A 16,529-nucleotide genomic window follows, 5' to 3' on the forward strand; every position below is an offset into this window, starting at 1 on the left:
GAAGACGGCGAAGACCATGATTATTATTCAGGCCAATAAGACGCGGAAGGGCGAATTTGTGGTTTTGAAAGATCGTATTGATAAAATTATGTTGCAGTTATTGAAGAAACACGATAAGTAGTGAAAATATAATTGGTTGTACCTTGTTTTTTAGTTAATTGCATGCTAAAATTTTGTTGTGCCGCCATAGGGAAAGAACTCATTTTCTCCGGTAGCGAAAATGTAAATTTCTATATGTGGTCAGTAATGGTGGCACAAACACTGTGTGAGCTTAGTTCCGATTGTTGGTGGGACTAGGCTTTTTGTATTTTCTTTGCATTTATGTACTTTAAAATAGTAGTATGTATTTAAATAGGAGTATATAAAGGAGATCAATATGACAAGAGCTGAATTAAAAGCTGAAGCTAAAAGTCAGCTGCATGGTAATTGGGTCTGGGCAGCTTGCGTTAGCCTAGTGCTTGTAATAATAAATGCTATTTTATTTGGGCCAAGTATTAATGCTACACTTAAAACAGTGAATGATATGAATGAGGTAATGGGGAGTAGCCACCCAGAATCAGTGTTTAATCCGGGAATTTGGGCTGGAAGACTACTTGGCAATAGCGGAACTGGATTTCTTAGCGGTTTCTTTATGCTGAGTATGGTTATTACCTTTTTAGCTTTTACTGAAGGTCGCAAGTTTAATTTTTGGCGCTCTATTTTTTCGGTTTTTACTGATAATCGGTTTATTCCGGAACTAATTAATTATCTTTTAAGCAATATTTTTCAATTTTTGTGGTCATTACTGTTAGTCATTCCCGGCCTCATTAAGTCTTATTCTTATGCAATGACGCCTTATATTGTTAGTGATCTGGTTGATAGTGGTCATGAAGTTCATGCAACTACCGGTATTACAGAAAGTAGGCGGCTGATGAACGGACACAAGTGGGAATTATTTGTACTTGATCTCAGCTTCATTGGGTGGATAATTCTTGCATGGCTTACTCTAGGAATCGGCTTTATTTGGCTTATTCCGTATGAGCAAACGACCAAGGCAAACTTCTACCGTAATCTGGCCGGTGATCAATTTAGACAATAATTTAATAAAAAACAAAATAAAGGACAGGCTCATTAATCAGCCTATCCTTTTTAGTTTGTTTAAATGTTTAGCTAAAATTTGTTTAAATCATCAATATTAAACAATTTTCCGGTATATTCGGAGCTTATGTCATCAGTATCTTTTAGCGCTTCTTTAATTTGGTTGGAATTTAAATGATCAATAAGATAAGCCTTTAAAGCAGTATTGGTTAGGTCATCTAAATCAGTTCTAGTTAGTTGGAGATACTTTTCTGCCAGTTTTTCTACTTTTTCATTCAATTCGATTTTTTTCCTGCTCATTTTCCCACCTTCCGATAACCGTTTCTATTATAACATTTTCACGTATCAGGGCGGCCAGAAAGGAACAAAATTATATTTCAAATAAAAAAATTGCTGGCAGTGAATAATTGGAGTAGTATTTTATTCCAAATACTGTATAAAGTAAGGGCTTGAACAATGTTAAATATACTTACAAAGTCTGTTTTGCGAATTAGGCAATGGACTTTTTTGCGGGCGGCGCAAAGAACCTTAGTAATGCTAATGCCAATTGCTGTTATTGGTGCTTTTTTCAATCTGCTAAATGATTTGGTCTTTTCTCCAGATGGCCTGATTTATAACATTTTTAGTCTTGATAAAATCATGTCTGATCATATTTGGTATGCGGGTTCATTTGTTTGTCGTGGCATGATTGAAATAACGTTTGGGGTATTTGGCGTTTATGCCAGCTATTTTATGGCGCGCTATACCGCTAGAATCTACCATAAAGATTCAACGATGTCAGGAATGACTTCCGTTTTAATTATGCTCTTTTGCTCATATGCCTCTAACAGCGGCCACAGCAATCAAGTATCATTCACAATCAGCCTGTTACAAATTAATGCTGTTTTTAGTGCATTAATTGTTGGTTTTTGTGTTGGACAGGTGTTTCATTTACTAGGAAAAAATTATGTGCCAGTAGAAAATGAAAGCACAAAGTGGATTCAGCATCGTGCTTGGGACGCAGTGTTGCCCTTTTTTGTTTCACTCGCTTTGGGAGTGGTGCTCGGGATTATTATTTATGAATTACAAATCAAACTACTCAATTCTGCTAGTTTTAATGAATTGGTCAGCCGGCTGCAAACCACGAACAACCTGTTAGAAGTCTTATTCTTATCATTAATAGTAACTTTTCTAAACTGGTTGGGGATCGGCTACCCCTTACATGCTTTTGCCGGCACGGTAAATAATGCTTACACCGCTGAAAATCTGACATATGCGTTTCAGCACGGTAGTTCGTGGAATGTGCCCTACAAGTACTTAGGTAGCTCGTTAATTAAGGCTTACGGTACGATGGGCGGCGCGAGTGTCATTTTAGCGGTGATTGTTTTACTGCTACTGCGGCACGGAAACAAGGAAATCGGCGCAATTGCACGGCTTAATTTAATCCCAGCAGCTTTTGGGTCAAGTTTAGGCTTTGCGGCTGGCCTGCCAATTATTCTTAATCCTGTTTTTATTTTACCAAGTATTTTAATACCATTAATTAACATGACTTTAGCCGCAGGTGCAATCACATTGCGAATTATTCCTGTTTGTGCATATCCTATTTTAAAAGGAACTCCGGGACTATTGATTTCATTTTTTGGCACTAACGGCAACTGGACGGCTCTTTTGTTTGTGATGGTGCTTTTTGCCCTGGATTTATGCTTAATGTGGCCGTTTATCAGGATAAATGAAAGAGTAGAATTAAAACTGAGGTTGAGTAAAGGGGGCAGCAGCAATGCGTTTGCACAAAAATCCTAATTTAAAATGGTTGATTTTGTTAATTACACTCATGGTTGTCCTCGCCATCCCCAGTTATTTTTGGATGAAAAGGGATAATAAAGCCCGAGCCGAACGCAGCCGCTCACTGCTTTCACCGGTAATCATGGTGCCGGGATCGAGTGCAACGACCGAGCGCTTTAATGATTTGATTGACCAACTGAATAAAACAACCATGAATCAGCATAGTGTGCTCAAAGTTACTGTTTCACGTGAAGCAAAACTGTCATACAGTGGTTCAATTGGGAAAAATGATTTAGAACCGATCATCATTATTGGTTTTGCTAATAATAAGGATGGTTATGCCAATATCAAGAAACAAGCCTATTGGTTGGATATTGCGTTTGACTCATTAATGCAAAATTACAAGTTTAATAATTTTAAGGCCTTCGGTCATTCAAACGGTGGGTTGATTTGGACATATTGGCTGGAGCATTATTATGCACAGTATGCAAGTGACACAAAAATGAAGCGGCTAATGACATTGGGGACGCCGTATAATTTTACTGAGAGCAATATCAAGAATCGCACACAAATGTTAGCTGATTTTATTAAAAAGCGTTCCGCTTTGCCTAAAAACCTTAAGGTTTATTCGTTATCTGGTGGCAAAAGCTACGAATCAGACGGCATTGTACCAGAAACAAGCGTTGCTGCGGGCAAGTTTATTTTTCAAAATCAGGTAAAGTCTTATACAGCAATGACCGTAACTGGCGAGAAAGCCGACCACTCGGATTTACCGCAAAATAAGCAGGTTATCCAGGCAATTCGGGAATACTTACTGAGAAAACCAGATCGACCAGTTAAGCCGGGAAAACAGCTGAAACCAAGAAGAAAGGACCGTAATACATGAAATATCAAGAACAGCCGACTAAAATCGAAGTTATTGGTGGCAGGGTCAACAATTTAAAAAATATCAATGTGGCCATTCCATTGCACCGATTTGTGGCAATATCAGGTTTAAGTGGTTCGGGTAAATCTAGTTTGGCAATGGGCATTTTGTATTCTGAAGGTGCCCGGCGCTACCTTGATTCGCTGGCGGCTTACACTAAAAGGCGAATAAGTCAGGTCGGGCGGGCACAAGTCGATGAGGTAAAGCACATCCCTTCGGCGCTAGCCTTGCGCCAGCGGCCGAGTATTCCGGGCGTCCGGTCAACCGTTGGTACGGTAACAGAAGTTTTCAATGTTTTACGACTAATTTTTTCCCGGTTAGGTTCGCCAGTTTGTCCCAATGGCCACCGGATTGCGCCAACAATCAAGATTGCTGAAGCGATGGATTTAACCGGTGAGGCAATGGGGCGCCTTACTTGCCCAACTTGTGGCGAACAATTCTATGCTTTTAGTGCAGAAGATTTTGCCTTTAATTCCGATGGCGCATGTAAAAAATGCCAAGGTTTAGGAACAGTAGAACAAATTGATGATAGTAAGATTATTGCTAACGAAGAACTGACTTTAGAAAATGGTGCCGTGGCGACCTGGCAGATTCCGGGTCGCAATTGGATGTGGCGAATCGCACGAGAACTTGGTGTCCGGACAGACGTACCGTACAAAGACTTGACTAAAGCAGAAAAGGAAATTGTTTTACACGGCAAGGAACGTAAGGTGCCGGTGGATTTGCCTACTTCAACGGGCCGAGTTTATCATCTCGATGCCTTATATGAAAATGCCTATAATGCTGTGGCCAATTCACGCAAAACTACGAAATCAGAGCGTGGACTGGAACGGATTAATTCTTTTTATCGTTTTAAAACCTGTCCGCGCTGTCATGGGCACCGGATTGACCCAAGTCGCTGGAGTCAATTGGTAGCTGGAAAAAATATTGTTGAAGCAGAACAACTTACGCTCGGTGAACTTGATGATTATATGAAAGAAATCGCAGCTTGGCTGCCAGATGATATGCAAGCTTTAGCGCAAAATCTGACGGGTGAATTGCTGCATCAGGTCAAGCCTCTACTAAAATTAGGGTTAGATTACTTGAGCTTAGCTCGTCAGGCTAATAGTCTTTCAACTGGTGAATTGCAGCGAATTCAATTGGGGCGCACCTTGCGGACAGAAACTACAGGAGTACTTTATGTGCTGGATGAACCATCTGTGGGACTGCATCCAGATAATGTTGCTGGGTTAATTGAGGTTTTTCACGAACTGGTCAATCAAGGCAATTCATTAGTCGTTGTTGACCATGAAACTTCAATTATAAGTGCTGCTGACTGGATTGTTGAAATTGGTCCGGGATCAGGTTCGCAGGGCGGCCAAATAATTGCTGAAGGCTCGCCAAAAGAAATTGCGCAGAAGCCAGAATCTCTAATTGGTCCGTATTTAAAAGGAATAGCTCCACTTTATGTGCGGCCACAGGTGGATACAAAGAAGCTTTTTAGTGAAGGCACAATTAAGTTTACTGTCACTGACCGTTTCAATTTACAAAATGTTCACACGCAAATTCCGGTTGGGCGGTTGACTGCAGTTACGGGTTTTTCTGGAGCAGGCAAAACAACGTTAATTCTTGATTCGCTCATTCCCGCATTAAAGGCGCAAGAAAAACAGGTAGATGGTCCAAGCTGGGTAAAAGATTTGACTAGCGGTGGAATCAAAAACGTTATTAGCGTTGATTCTTCGCCGGTTGGCAAAAATCAGCGCTCTACGGTCGCTACTTATACTGATATTATGGATAATTTGCGCAAATTATTTGCCCGCCAGCCGTTAGCTCAAAAGCTAAAGTATAAGGCAGCGCATTTTTCCTACAATAATAAAGAAGGTGCGTGTCCGGCATGTGGTGGTACTGGAGCAATTTCACTTGATATTCAGTATTTGCCCGATATGGTTGAGACTTGTTCAGTTTGTGGTGGCCACCGGTTTAACCAAGACGTCTTGCGTGTAAAATGGCATGGACTGAGTATTGCAGACGTGCTTGATTACTCGGTTGACGATGCTTTGAAAGAACAGTTATTTAGGGATGAGCCTAAGATTGAAAAAACAATTACTACTTTGCATGATATGGGGCTAGGATACCTGCATTTAGGTGAATCAACACCTGCGTTGTCAGGCGGAGAAGCACAGCGGCTAAAATTGACTAGTCATCTCCACCGGCGGCAAAAAGGCAGTCTTTTTGTCTTTGATGAGCCAACAGTTGGTCTTCATCCACACGATGTTAGGACCTTGCTAGCTGTTTTTCAAAAATTACTGAAGCAGAAGGCAACGATTATTACGATTACTCATGATCTGGATATTATGGCTAATAGTGATTATATGATTGACATGGGTCCACGTGGTGGATTGCAAGGAGGAAAAATTGTTGCATGTGGGCAGCCTGTGGATATATCGCACAAAAAGGATAGTTTAACCGCCAAATATTTGGCTGAACACATGAATTTATATCAAAAATAGCATAATTATTAAACCTTGATAACAACAATAAAGTTGATTTATCAAGGTTTTTTAGTTAAAAAAGGAAAAATTCACAAGTTAAGCAAAAAAATGTGGAAAAGTAAGCAAAAAGGGTTGCATTCTGTGGATAACCTGCTACAATATTATATGTAAGCAGTTAGCAGTCGACAACGTCGAGTGCTAATTACAAAATTTAAACCTATTAAAGGGGTGTATATGTATGGCATATTTTGATAACGAATTTGACAATCTATTTAACGAATTAAATAATTCTTTCTTTAACAATGATGATAATGGCTCGATTCCAGTTCACTATTCGAGCATGAATATTTCTCCACAAGGCATGAACCAGAACGGCCAAATGCCTGGTCAACCAAAAAAGGAAAAACCAATTGGCGTTGACTTAGTTGAGCAAGCTAAAAACAATAAATACGATCCTGTAATTGGTCGTGATGAACAAATCCAAGAAGTAATTGAAATTTTAAGCAGACGTAAAAAGAATAATCCGGTTTTAGTCGGACCTGCAGGTGTTGGTAAAACCGCGATTGTTGAGGGCTTAGCACAAAAAATTGCTTCAGGTGATGTTCCTGACAAGATGAAAGATAAGCATATTATTGCAATTAACATTAATGATATGGTTGCGGGTTCTAGCCTTCGTGGTAGTTTCGAAGAGCGCCTGAAGAAGGTAATTGACGAAGCTAAGAAGAATCCAAACATCATCTTATTCATTGATGAAATTCATAACATTGTTGGTGCAGGTTCAACTGATTCTGAAAATAATAGTGGCGATGCTGCTAACATTTTGAAACCAGCTCTGGCTAGTGGTGACTTGAACTTAATCGGTGCAACGACAACAGGAGAATACCGTCGAATTGAAAATGATGCTGCTTTGGCACGTCGTTTCCAACCAGTACAGGTTCCAGAGCCATCTGCTGATGTAACGGTTAAAATTTTAGAGGGTCTGAAGAAAAAGTATGAAGACTATCACCACGTTAAATACAGTGACAGTGCTTTACGCTTAGCCGTTGAATTATCACAACGCTACATTCAGGGCCGCTATTTGCCAGATAAGGCAATTGACTTAATGGACGAAGCTGGTGCTAAGAAGGGTCTTGACACTATTCCTAGTGATGAAGCATCAATTAAAAAGAGAATTGCTAGTCTTGAAAAGGAAAAAGAAGAGGCCGCTAAAAATGAGGACTACAACAAAGCTAGTGATTTGAAGAAGAAGATTGAGGAGTTACGTGAAAAAGCTGATCACGTTGATGATGCTGCAACTCCACGCGTAACCGACCAAGACATCTATGCTTTAATTGAAGCAAAAACTAAGATTCCAATGAGCGAACTTCATGCCAGTGAGGGACAAAAGAACCTTGATTTAGCTGCTAAATTAAAGAAGTCCGTTATTGACCAGGATAATGCAATTGACGTGATTACTGATGCAATTGCCCGTAAGCAAGTATTCAAGGATAACAATCGTCCAACTGGTTCATTCCTACTGACTGGTCCAACTGGTGTTGGTAAAACTGAGCTGGCTAAACAATTGGCAATTCAATTGTTCGGCGGTGAAAATCACCTGATTAGACTTGATATGTCCGAGTACCAAGACCAAATGGCAGTTAATAAACTAATTGGTTCAGCACCAGGCTATGTTGGCTACGGTGAAGGTGGACAATTAACTGAAAAAGTACGTCATCAACCATATAGCTTGATTCTGTTTGACGAAATTGAAAAAGCTAATCCACAAGTCTTTAACGCATTATTACAAATTATGGATGATGGTCGCTTAACCGATGCCCAAGGTAGAACTGTTTCATTTAAAGATACAATATTGATCATGACTTCAAATGCTGGGTATTCAGATAACTTACTCAAGGATGGCAAGGTCGACCATGATAAAATGATCCAAGCCTTAGAAGCCTACTTTAGACCAGAGTTTTTGAACCGGCTTGATGCAATCGTACCGTTCAATTCACTGACCGAAGAAGATATGACTAAGATCATCGATATTTACTTAAAGAAGATGTCACATGTCTTAGCTAAGAGGGATGTGAAAGTAGAAATTTCCCCTGAAGCAAAAGCTTATTTGGCAGAAAAAGGCTACGATAAGAAGTTTGGTGCACGGCCACTACGTCGGGTAGTTGAGCAAGATCTGGAAACTCCAATTGCAAAATTGCTAATGAAGGAGCCTGACAACAAAGAAGTTAAGTTTACTGCAGATGACCAGCATGTTTACTTAAATGGTGATGCAGTTTTAACTATTACACCAAAAGCTGATAAGACCGATAAAACTAAATCTGAAACTAAAGAAAATAAGGACTAATTGAAAATTAGGCTAATTGCTAAACACTAATTGAAGACTAGTTTCCGCTACTTCGCGGGAGCTAGTCTTTTTTTGTCTAAATTTGAAGTAGTAAGTTTTTTCCTGCCCAATGGTTACTTGCCTTTTATCCTAGTATTGAACTACTGACTGAACTATTTGTTTCACGTGTGACACTCAAGCAGAGTTAACTATTTTTTGCCAAAAAGATATTTTGGTAATTTGTGCAATAAAGGATTGACATCATTAAATTTATGGTCTAAATTAGTTAACAATTAACTATTAATTAAAAAGCTAATAATTTATTATTAGTTTATGTAACATAAGGAGTAATAAAGGGTGGATTGTTATGAAACAACGAGTAGAAGATCTTGATTGGAAAAATTTAGGCTTCGTTTATCGCGATTTACCATATCGCTATGAAGCTAAATATAAAGACGGCGAATGGCAAGAAGGAAAGTTGGTTGAGAATTCAACCATTACCCTTTCCGAAGGGGCAGAAGTACTGCACTATGGCCAAGAGATTTTTGAAGGTTTGAAAGCCTACCGGCGTGAGGACGGTAAAATCAACTTGTTTCGCCCAGATCAAAACGCTCATCGTTTTACTTTGTCAGCTCAGCGCTTGGCAATGCCACCATTTCCTGAAGACTGGTTTGTAGAGGCAGTAAAGCAAGTGGTGCATGCGAATGAAGAATTTGTGCCACCATATGATAGTGGCGCAACTCTTTATTTACGTCCATTCATGGTTGGTACCTCAAATGTTTTGGGTGTTCAAGCTGCCGATGAATACATTTTTCGCATTTTTGCCGTTCCGGTAGGGGCTTATATCAAGGGCTTGAACCCAGCCGACTATATTGTCAGCGATTATGACCGTGCTGCCTATGCGGGAACTGGTCAAGCTAAAACCTCAGGTAACTATGCCAGCAGTTTATTGCCATCGGTTGAGGCGCATAAGAATGGCTATGCCGATTGTTTGTACCTTGATCCACGTGAACATAAATATGTTGATGAGTTTGGTGGCGCCAACTTTTATGGCATTACCCAAGAAGGCCAATTTGTTACTCCTAAGTCAAAATCGATTTTAATTTCAATTACCAAACGGTCCTTGTTAGAGCTTGCTAAGGAGCAGGGATTAAATCCGGTTGAGCGCCAAATCACCTTAGAAGAAGCTTTTAAGATGAAAGAAGCTGGTGCAATGGGTACCGCCGCTGTTATTTCGCCGGTGGGCTCCATTACCTATAATGGTAAAAAGCATGTTATTTACAGTGAAACAGAAACCGGCCCGGTGACAACTAAATTGTACAATGAATTAGTTGATATTCAATACGGTAAAAAGAAGGGCCCAGAGGGTTGGGTACAAACACTGGATTAATATTACTAGCAGGCTATGGTAAATCAACTACATCTCCTAATTATATTTACAATAGCCGCAAAAAAGCTGACAAAAATTTGCCAGCTTTTTAAGTGGAAGAATAACCAATTTTTACGGACCATCAACTAATAATCTGAGATTAAAGTTGCATTTGCGTAAAATTTGTTATATTTTCAAAGTAGTTATATTTGATAAAAGGGGCACTAGTTAGTCGCCTTTTTTATTTTGCTCTTTTTTCCGATTATAAAGAGCTTTACCCGCTTTAACATCTTCCCAAGTGCCAATCTTGGTATCTTCCGAATAATATCCGTCTAAGACGCCGATTTGCTGAAAAACGGTTTGCTTGTAAGCAACCTTGGCATTATATTCGGTAATATCAACATCAGCCAAAGATTTGTGCAGAGCAGTTAACGGATCCATATCCTTGCCGCCAGAAGTAAAGAGGGTACCGTGAGAATTAAGGATAAAACCGTTGCGTAACGCCTTTTTGCCTAGTTTTTTGATTTCACCGGCGACATATTGGGCTAATTCTTCCGTACACATGGGATGCCACGTAAGGGTTCTAATTTCTTGTAATTTTTGTGTTGCCTCAGTGACATTCGGCATATTTAAACCGCTTGTTCCCCAAAACATGCACTGATCAGCATGGGAGTGAAAAACACACTTAATCTCGGGATTGGTATCATAGATGGCTTCGTGCATATTTATTTCACGTGTAACATTACCGTTGCCAGAAATAACTTTGCGCGTGTGCGGTTCAATGACTAAAATCTGGTCGGCCGTTAGGTAACCCATGTATGCTTCTGACATCATAGTTGGCGTCATCACATAATAGTTTTTGCCGGTTTCGTCCTGCACTTTAATACTGATATTTCCACCAACAATATTGGTATCGCGCCGTTCCATTACCTCACGAACGACCTTGGCCAAATCCTCGCGTTCATATTCAAATGGTATTCTGCCTGCTGGATATTGCATCAAATTCTTCCTTTCTAATTATCTTTTGTTGTAGTGACTCTGTTTTTTTTTAGAAAAAAGAATACCACTTCCTTTCTTATCGATTAGCATCCCTAAACCAATTACGAAAATGTTTAACCAATATTGATGGGAAAGAATTGCCAAAAAGAATAAGCTAAAGGCTAAAAAGGATAAGCAGGTCCAAAAAAATTTGCTTTTTACCATTTTTACACCATTACTTTAATTTGCTATATTTCAATGCCGGAATCGGGTTCTTTTTAAATGACCGGTAAAGGAGCCAGAAAAGTGCCAGAAGGGCAATTAAACCAACAATCGCCCAGATGTTACCACGACCTACCCAAGCCATTAAAAATCTTAATTCCGGTGCTTCGATTGAGCTCCAAGAAACTTGGGCACCTGCTGGAACTTTAATTGAAGTACTTGATTTCGCTAACTTAGTAAAAATATCAGCAAAATAGGATGCGCCGTACAAAAAGATTGGTTCGTAAATAATGCCTAGAACCATCATTCGTAAGAGATTGCCACCAGTCAGTAGTAAGCCGCCAACGCCAATACAATAATTAATTACACCTGCAATTGGTAAAATCTTGTTACCTGGCAAAATAGCCGCATAAATAATTGAAATTGGGATCATTAGCACCATGGTTACCCATAATTCGGTACTCTGCCCTAAGATTGGCCAATCTAATCCAATAACGAATGTTCTTCCTTTAACGTGTTTTTTCATAAAATTACTCATAGTAGTTCCAAATGGTGTTAGAGCATCCATAAAGAACTTGGCCATTACTGGGAAAATCGCCATAACAGCTCCGACGGTGACTGCAAGATTAAGGGCATCGCCGATACTGTAGCGTCCAGCTAGTGCCAACACTAGGCCAATAATGGCTCCCATTGTTACTGGTTCACTAAAGACACCAATCTTACGTTTTAACGATGTTGCATCCCATTCACGGTTAAAAATGGGGATGTAGTCCATCAATTTGTTAATCGGGGACATAATAATTGCTGTAAATGCCTCAATGTGGGTTACGGTAACACCTTCATACCCAAGCATATTGGCAATTTCTTTACTCCACATATCGCCCAATTTTAAGCAGATAACAACTTGGATGGCCCCACAGATAAAGCCCCAGATTAAACTGCCAGAAATTTGGTAAACCATGTAAGCTGTCAGTGCGATACCCCAAACATTCCACATGTCGGCGTTCATTGTATTAGTCATTTTGGTAAAAATCATGACTAAATTAACCACGATTTCTACGACGAAAAACAAAAAAGCTAGGGTCCAACTCCAAGTAATTGCAGCTGCACCAGTCCAACCAAAGTCAACTGCCGGTAAATTGATGCCAGTATATTTAGCCAGAGCCTTTGCAGCAGGACTAACGGTTTCAGTCAACTGGTTGATCGCCATTGACATGCCAATAAATCCGGTTCCTAAATAGAGTCCGGAAAGGATAGCTTTAGAGGGTTTCATTCCAAAAATTAGCCCTAAGATCATAATTAAAATCGGAATTAAAACCTGGGCACCAACGCTCAATATCCCTTGGACTATTCCATTCCAATCCATTAAATTCACCTCCAATGATGAAATGCTATTCCGCCTGCTTGACGATATCAGCTACTTTTTGATTGGCATTGTCCTGATCCATGCCAGTTAGCCAGGGTAAACCGACCATGCCCACAACGTGATTAGCATCAAGAACTTCTTGCAGTTCACCATCTGCGGGGGCAATGCCCACATAGATAATGACATTATCATCATTCTCAATTGTGGTTTTTGCTTCACCGATTGGCTCAGGAGTGGCTTTTGCCAGGTGATCCAACCCTTGTTCTGCTAAGAAATCATTAATCTTATTAGCGACTTGCGGGCTGGTTGCTACTCCCGTACCACAACAAACTAAAATTGTTTTCATTTTGATAACCCCCTAAATTTCGCTTCAACGAGCTGAAGCATATTTTGTGAATCCTTTGTTTTTTGAAACTGTTCAACAAAGTTCTGATCTTGAAAAGCTGCAATAATTTTGGCCAGCAATTCAGGCTGTTTTTCGCCATTTTTAAGACCTAAAAACAAAAAGTTCTGGGCAGATATGTCAGAGCCGTCACCCATTTGCTTAAGTTTTAAGGAACTAATAGTGCGAGCAAGATAAATAAATGGTCGCTTAACGTATTGCGGGTCAACATGTGGCAGTGCTAAGGCAATATCAGTAAATTTTAAACCGGTAGGGTATGCTAACTCTCTTTTTTCTAAATTAGCAATATAGCCTAGATTGGCAAAATCTTGACTGATAACTCTAGTTCCGACTAAGTCAAATAGCTGTTCTTCAGTATCAACCGCAATATTTAAGTCAATTAAATCTTGGTAAAACAAAAATTTCTCCTCCTTTCACTTTTGAATACGTTTTCAATATAATACGCTAGTTGAACATTGTCAACCTAAATTTAACAAACTTTAACATAGATAAACTTTAAATGTTGAACAATGTTTGATATACTTCTGGTGTGATGGTAAAATTGAATAAAAGAAGTGATTTTTTTGAGTTTACAAGAAAAAAGATTAACAGCCATAAACAATCTTTTACGTAAAACCGGCTTTATGACAACGGTTGATATTGCGAAGAACTTACAAGTTTCTTCCATGACTATCAGACGTGATTTAAAGAGATTGGAAGAATCGGGGGATATTACCCGAATTTATGGCGGCGCAAAAAGCAACTACCAAGCAGAATCAACTACTAATGAAAAGTTGCAAAAAAATATTGATGAAAAAAAGGAAATTGCGAAGTTGCTAGCGAAGCAAATTGCTAACAATTCAACAATTTATTTGGGTGCAGGAACAACTCTGTTGCAGGCAGTACCATTATTGGTTACGAAAAATCTAACTTTTGTAACCAATAGTTTAGTAGCCTTTAATGAAATCAATAAAAGTGATTGCCGCTTATTTTTAACGGGTGGCGAGTTGCACCGTAATACTGAAGAATTTCTCGGTGAAAAAGCTGAGAATATTTTTGACGGCTTAAATTTTGATTACGCAATTTGTTCAACTAATGGTATTAATGGCAATAGCGTTACTACAAGTACAATTCCTGAAGGCAATATTCAAAATATTGCAATGGAACATGCCGAAAAGTCTTTGATTGTTGCCGATCATACTAAATTAAATCATTCAGATATCATCACATTTCAAAAGCTTGATCAATTCGATTTTCTAGTGACTGATAGCAAAATTAGTAAAGAAGAGATCAAGAAATATTCGCAATATACTAAAGTTATTTTCTAGTTACATCAGAATAGGAAGAGAAATGGATATCACAGTTACAATTAATCCGTCCGTTGATCGTCTGTACCAACTTGATCATTTAGAAATAGGTGAGTTAAATCGGGTGCAGTTGGTGAAGAAAATGGTTGGTGGCAAGGGCATTAATGCTGCTCGTGTGGCAGCATGCCTTGGCGCCGAAACTATCGCCACCGGTTTTTTGGCTGGTCCAAATGGCCAATATATTTTAGATCAGGCCAAGAATGACCGTTATACCTGCAAGTTCATCGCTACTAAAGGCAATACCCGTAATTGTTACACGATTATTCAAAATAATGGTGAAAAAACCGAAATTAATGAACAAGGCGATCGACTTGCACTAAGTAGCATGGATAATTTGCTTGCATCTTTATCCTCGCTAATTGTCAAGCACAACGTGACAGCTATTTCTCTGAATGGTAGTGTTCCACCAACTAATATGCAGCATATTTATTCTAAAATCATTACCAGTATTCGCAGGCTTGCACCACAAGTAAAAATCGTGCTGGATACGTCTGGCCAGGCATTGACTGAGGTGCTACAAAGTACCGCTTTGCCGGATTTTATTAAACCCAATGAGCAAGAAGCAGCTGAACTACTAGCAGCACCAGTAACGCGTGATTGTCAGAAATTGAAGCGAGAAATAAGGGCTAGCAGTCTTAATAAAATCGCTAATATCATCATTTCGCTGGGTGATCGGGGTGCTTTGGTTAAACATCATGATGACTTTTACCGAGTCAATTTTAAGCCTGTGGAAGTAGCTAATACCGAAGGATCAGGGGATTCCGTTGTTGGCGGATTATTATACGCGCTTGATCGGAAATATGACTTTAAGCAAGCGATTAGCTTAGCAATTGCGGCGGGTACAGCCAATGCAATGGAAACAAAAACTGGATTTGTTAAGCGCGAACAAGTTCTTGCGATAATGAACACAATTGCCATAACGAAATTGGATAATTAGAGAATAAAAATATTTTTAGGAAGCGCTTTCCAAATATTTAAAAATATGCTAGGATAAAAACATAATTAGTTAGGATCGTAACAGCTTAGAAACTGGCGAAACCGAAGAAGTATACAAATTTGTATGCTTTTTCGGTTTTTTTTATGCAAAAAGGAGTGTTCAAATGACGCAAAGACAATATTCAAAATCATTAGTCAATGAATTGCAGACTAATTCATTAAGCCAGGTAATTAATGGTGTGCAAGAAATCGTTAAAGTCGTGCCAGGGCAAAGGGGAAAGCCACGATTAGATATTCTTGATCCTCATGTCAAGCAGATTATCAAACAAAAAATGAGTGAAGGTGTTGGCAGCAAGCCATTTTCGTTAAATTTTGACCGTAATCGTCCAGAAAACATCACTTATGACATAACGACAAGTGAGGTGCTGGAAAAAGAAAGTCTAATTGAGATAAATAATGACCATTATATTGATACTTTTATTTATCAGCCAGTAAATATTATCGCTAAAAATCCTGTTTTGATTTACTTACATGGTGGAGCATATATGACAGGAAAAGTTGAAGAGTTTGGTAAGCAAATGAAATATATTGCTGAACAGGCCCAGACAACAGTGGTTTTCCCGCACTATAGATTAGCTCCAGAAAATCCTTATCCAGCAGCAATTGAAGATGTACTCGGCATTATTAACTGGGTAAAGGAAAATCACGCTGAGCTTGGTTCTACAAATCCGAAGATGGTGTTAGCGGGCGATAGTGCCGGAAGTGGACTGATTAATTCATGCATTGTCATACTGAAAGATAGCTCAATTATTTCCCGGGTAATAGAACTGTATCCAGCAATTGATAACGATATGGCACCATATTATGATTGGCAAAAGTTTGCTGTATGTGCGGAAGACGAAAAATATGTGAAGAATCGAGTACAGCGAATGCTTAATTCATTGACTAGTTTTGAAGAAAACTATTTGCATCATCAGATTGATCCGCGTGATGAAATAGTTAACTTGTTTAATATTAGAAATTGGGCTAAAATTCCGCCGCTAACCTTTATTCTTAACCAATATGATTTGATTACATTAGTTGCTGAGGAATTTATCAAAAAGGCTTTACAGCATCAAATAGACGTAAATGTTATTAAGTATTTAGGCTGTGATCATGGTACGCTGAACTTTTTTGGCACTGAACCACAAGCAGAGGATATGTGTTTAGAGATAGCTCGAATTCTTCAAGATGAGGGCAAGAAATAATAAAGCTCATAGATGAATTTTGGCTAGATAAATTACAAGCGCAAAAATAACAACAAATTAATATAGGATCGTAACAGTTTAAAAACTGGCGAGACCAAGATATTGACG

Annotated in this window: 14 protein-coding genes; 9 read left to right on the top strand and 5 right to left on the bottom strand. The window is 39.1% G+C overall.

Features of this window, described 5'->3' with window-relative positions; genetic code table 11:
- Positions 1–376: 376 nt before the first annotated feature.
- Complete coding sequence (locus tag J3U71_RS06905) at positions 377–1,078, top strand: DUF975 family protein (RefSeq protein WP_103752594.1); 702 nt, start codon at positions 377–379, stop codon at positions 1,076–1,078.
- 71 nt (positions 1,079–1,149) lie between these two features.
- Here the strand turns inward: J3U71_RS06905 and J3U71_RS06910 are convergent, their stop codons facing one another.
- Positions 1,150–1,377 carry a hypothetical protein gene (locus tag J3U71_RS06910; RefSeq protein ID WP_103752593.1) on the bottom strand — a complete coding sequence of 76 codons (228 nt, stop codon included), beginning with the start codon at positions 1,375–1,377 and terminating at the stop codon, positions 1,150–1,152.
- 156 nt (positions 1,378–1,533) lie between these two features.
- On the opposite strand from J3U71_RS06910, the gene J3U71_RS06915 reads away from it, so the two are divergent.
- The 5 genes from J3U71_RS06915 to J3U71_RS06935 all read left to right on the top strand — a co-directional run bounded on the left by J3U71_RS06915 (position 1,534) and on the right by J3U71_RS06935 (position 9,944).
- On the top strand, positions 1,534–2,856 hold the full coding sequence (locus J3U71_RS06915) for a PTS sugar transporter subunit IIC (protein WP_267393377.1): 1,323 nt from the start codon (positions 1,534–1,536) through the stop codon (positions 2,854–2,856).
- Positions 2,834–3,724 carry an alpha/beta hydrolase gene (locus tag J3U71_RS06920; RefSeq protein ID WP_103752591.1) on the top strand — a complete coding sequence of 297 codons (891 nt, stop codon included), beginning with the start codon at positions 2,834–2,836 and terminating at the stop codon, positions 3,722–3,724. Before J3U71_RS06915 ends, J3U71_RS06920 begins: the two co-directional genes overlap by 23 nt.
- Complete coding sequence (locus tag J3U71_RS06925; protein ID WP_267393380.1) at positions 3,721–6,252, top strand: ATP-binding cassette domain-containing protein; 2,532 nt, start codon at positions 3,721–3,723, stop codon at positions 6,250–6,252. Before J3U71_RS06920 ends, J3U71_RS06925 begins: the two co-directional genes overlap by 4 nt.
- A 220-nt stretch (positions 6,253–6,472) precedes the next feature.
- Entirely contained in the window at positions 6,473–8,575 is a 2,103-nt protein-coding gene (locus J3U71_RS06930) for an ATP-dependent Clp protease ATP-binding subunit (RefSeq protein WP_267393383.1), read from the top strand.
- Positions 8,576–8,921: 346 nt separating this feature from the next.
- A complete protein-coding gene (locus tag J3U71_RS06935; RefSeq protein WP_267393385.1) occupies positions 8,922–9,944 on the top strand; it encodes a branched-chain amino acid aminotransferase in 1,023 nt (340 codons plus the stop codon).
- Between the two features lie 207 nt (positions 9,945–10,151).
- Here J3U71_RS06935 and J3U71_RS06940 read toward each other — a convergent pair whose 3' ends face one another.
- The 4 genes from J3U71_RS06940 to J3U71_RS06955 all read right to left on the bottom strand — a co-directional run bounded on the left by J3U71_RS06940 (position 10,152) and on the right by J3U71_RS06955 (position 13,290).
- Positions 10,152–10,922, bottom strand: coding sequence for a class II aldolase/adducin family protein (locus J3U71_RS06940; RefSeq protein ID WP_267393387.1), 771 nt, complete (start codon positions 10,920–10,922; stop codon positions 10,152–10,154).
- A 214-nt stretch (positions 10,923–11,136) separates the two neighbouring features.
- A complete protein-coding gene (locus J3U71_RS06945; RefSeq protein ID WP_220232513.1) occupies positions 11,137–12,489 on the bottom strand; it encodes a PTS galactitol transporter subunit IIC in 1,353 nt (450 codons plus the stop codon).
- A gap of 25 nt (positions 12,490–12,514) precedes the next feature.
- Positions 12,515–12,835 carry a PTS galactitol transporter subunit IIB gene (locus J3U71_RS06950; protein WP_220268760.1) on the bottom strand — a complete coding sequence of 107 codons (321 nt, stop codon included), beginning with the start codon at positions 12,833–12,835 and terminating at the stop codon, positions 12,515–12,517.
- A complete protein-coding gene (locus tag J3U71_RS06955) occupies positions 12,832–13,290 on the bottom strand; it encodes a PTS sugar transporter subunit IIA (RefSeq protein WP_220268759.1) in 459 nt (152 codons plus the stop codon). Before J3U71_RS06955 ends, J3U71_RS06950 begins: the two co-directional genes overlap by 4 nt.
- A gap of 165 nt (positions 13,291–13,455) precedes the next feature.
- On the opposite strand from J3U71_RS06955, the gene J3U71_RS06960 reads away from it, so the two are divergent.
- The 3 genes from J3U71_RS06960 to J3U71_RS06970 all read left to right on the top strand — a co-directional run bounded on the left by J3U71_RS06960 (position 13,456) and on the right by J3U71_RS06970 (position 16,421).
- Entirely contained in the window at positions 13,456–14,199 is a 744-nt protein-coding gene (locus J3U71_RS06960) for a DeoR/GlpR family DNA-binding transcription regulator (protein ID WP_323848345.1), read from the top strand.
- A 22-nt stretch (positions 14,200–14,221) separates the two neighbouring features.
- Positions 14,222–15,175, top strand: a complete 954-nt coding sequence (locus J3U71_RS06965; RefSeq protein WP_267393395.1) for a 1-phosphofructokinase family hexose kinase — start codon at positions 14,222–14,224, stop codon at positions 15,173–15,175.
- 163 nt (positions 15,176–15,338) lie between these two features.
- Positions 15,339–16,421, top strand: a complete 1,083-nt coding sequence (locus J3U71_RS06970) for an alpha/beta hydrolase (protein WP_267393397.1) — start codon at positions 15,339–15,341, stop codon at positions 16,419–16,421.
- Positions 16,422–16,529: the final 108 nt, after the last annotated feature.

Origin of the sequence: Lactobacillus sp. B4015 (assembly GCF_026536055.1) — a bacterium.
Lineage (GTDB): Bacteria > Bacillota > Bacilli > Lactobacillales > Lactobacillaceae > Lactobacillus > Lactobacillus panisapium.

Bases quoted from the DNA above. Each gene is read 5' to 3' on its own strand.
- J3U71_RS06905 (WP_103752594.1), top strand. From the start codon at position 377: ATGACAAGAGCTGAATTAAAAGCTGAAGCTAAAAGTCAGCTGCATGGT.
- J3U71_RS06910 (WP_103752593.1), bottom strand. From the start codon at position 1,377: ATGAGCAGGAAAAAAATCGAATTGAATGAAAAAGTAGAAAAACTGGCA.
- J3U71_RS06915 (WP_267393377.1), top strand. From the start codon at position 1,534: ATGTTAAATATACTTACAAAGTCTGTTTTGCGAATTAGGCAATGGACT.
- J3U71_RS06920 (WP_103752591.1), top strand. From the start codon at position 2,834: ATGCGTTTGCACAAAAATCCTAATTTAAAATGGTTGATTTTGTTAATT.
- J3U71_RS06925 (WP_267393380.1), top strand. From the start codon at position 3,721: ATGAAATATCAAGAACAGCCGACTAAAATCGAAGTTATTGGTGGCAGG.
- J3U71_RS06930 (WP_267393383.1), top strand. From the start codon at position 6,473: ATGGCATATTTTGATAACGAATTTGACAATCTATTTAACGAATTAAAT.
- J3U71_RS06935 (WP_267393385.1), top strand. From the start codon at position 8,922: ATGAAACAACGAGTAGAAGATCTTGATTGGAAAAATTTAGGCTTCGTT.
- J3U71_RS06940 (WP_267393387.1), bottom strand. From the start codon at position 10,922: ATGCAATATCCAGCAGGCAGAATACCATTTGAATATGAACGCGAGGAT.
- J3U71_RS06945 (WP_220232513.1), bottom strand. From the start codon at position 12,489: ATGGATTGGAATGGAATAGTCCAAGGGATATTGAGCGTTGGTGCCCAG.
- J3U71_RS06950 (WP_220268760.1), bottom strand. From the start codon at position 12,835: ATGAAAACAATTTTAGTTTGTTGTGGTACGGGAGTAGCAACCAGCCCG.
- J3U71_RS06965 (WP_267393395.1), top strand. From the start codon at position 14,222: ATGGATATCACAGTTACAATTAATCCGTCCGTTGATCGTCTGTACCAA.
- J3U71_RS06970 (WP_267393397.1), top strand. From the start codon at position 15,339: ATGACGCAAAGACAATATTCAAAATCATTAGTCAATGAATTGCAGACT.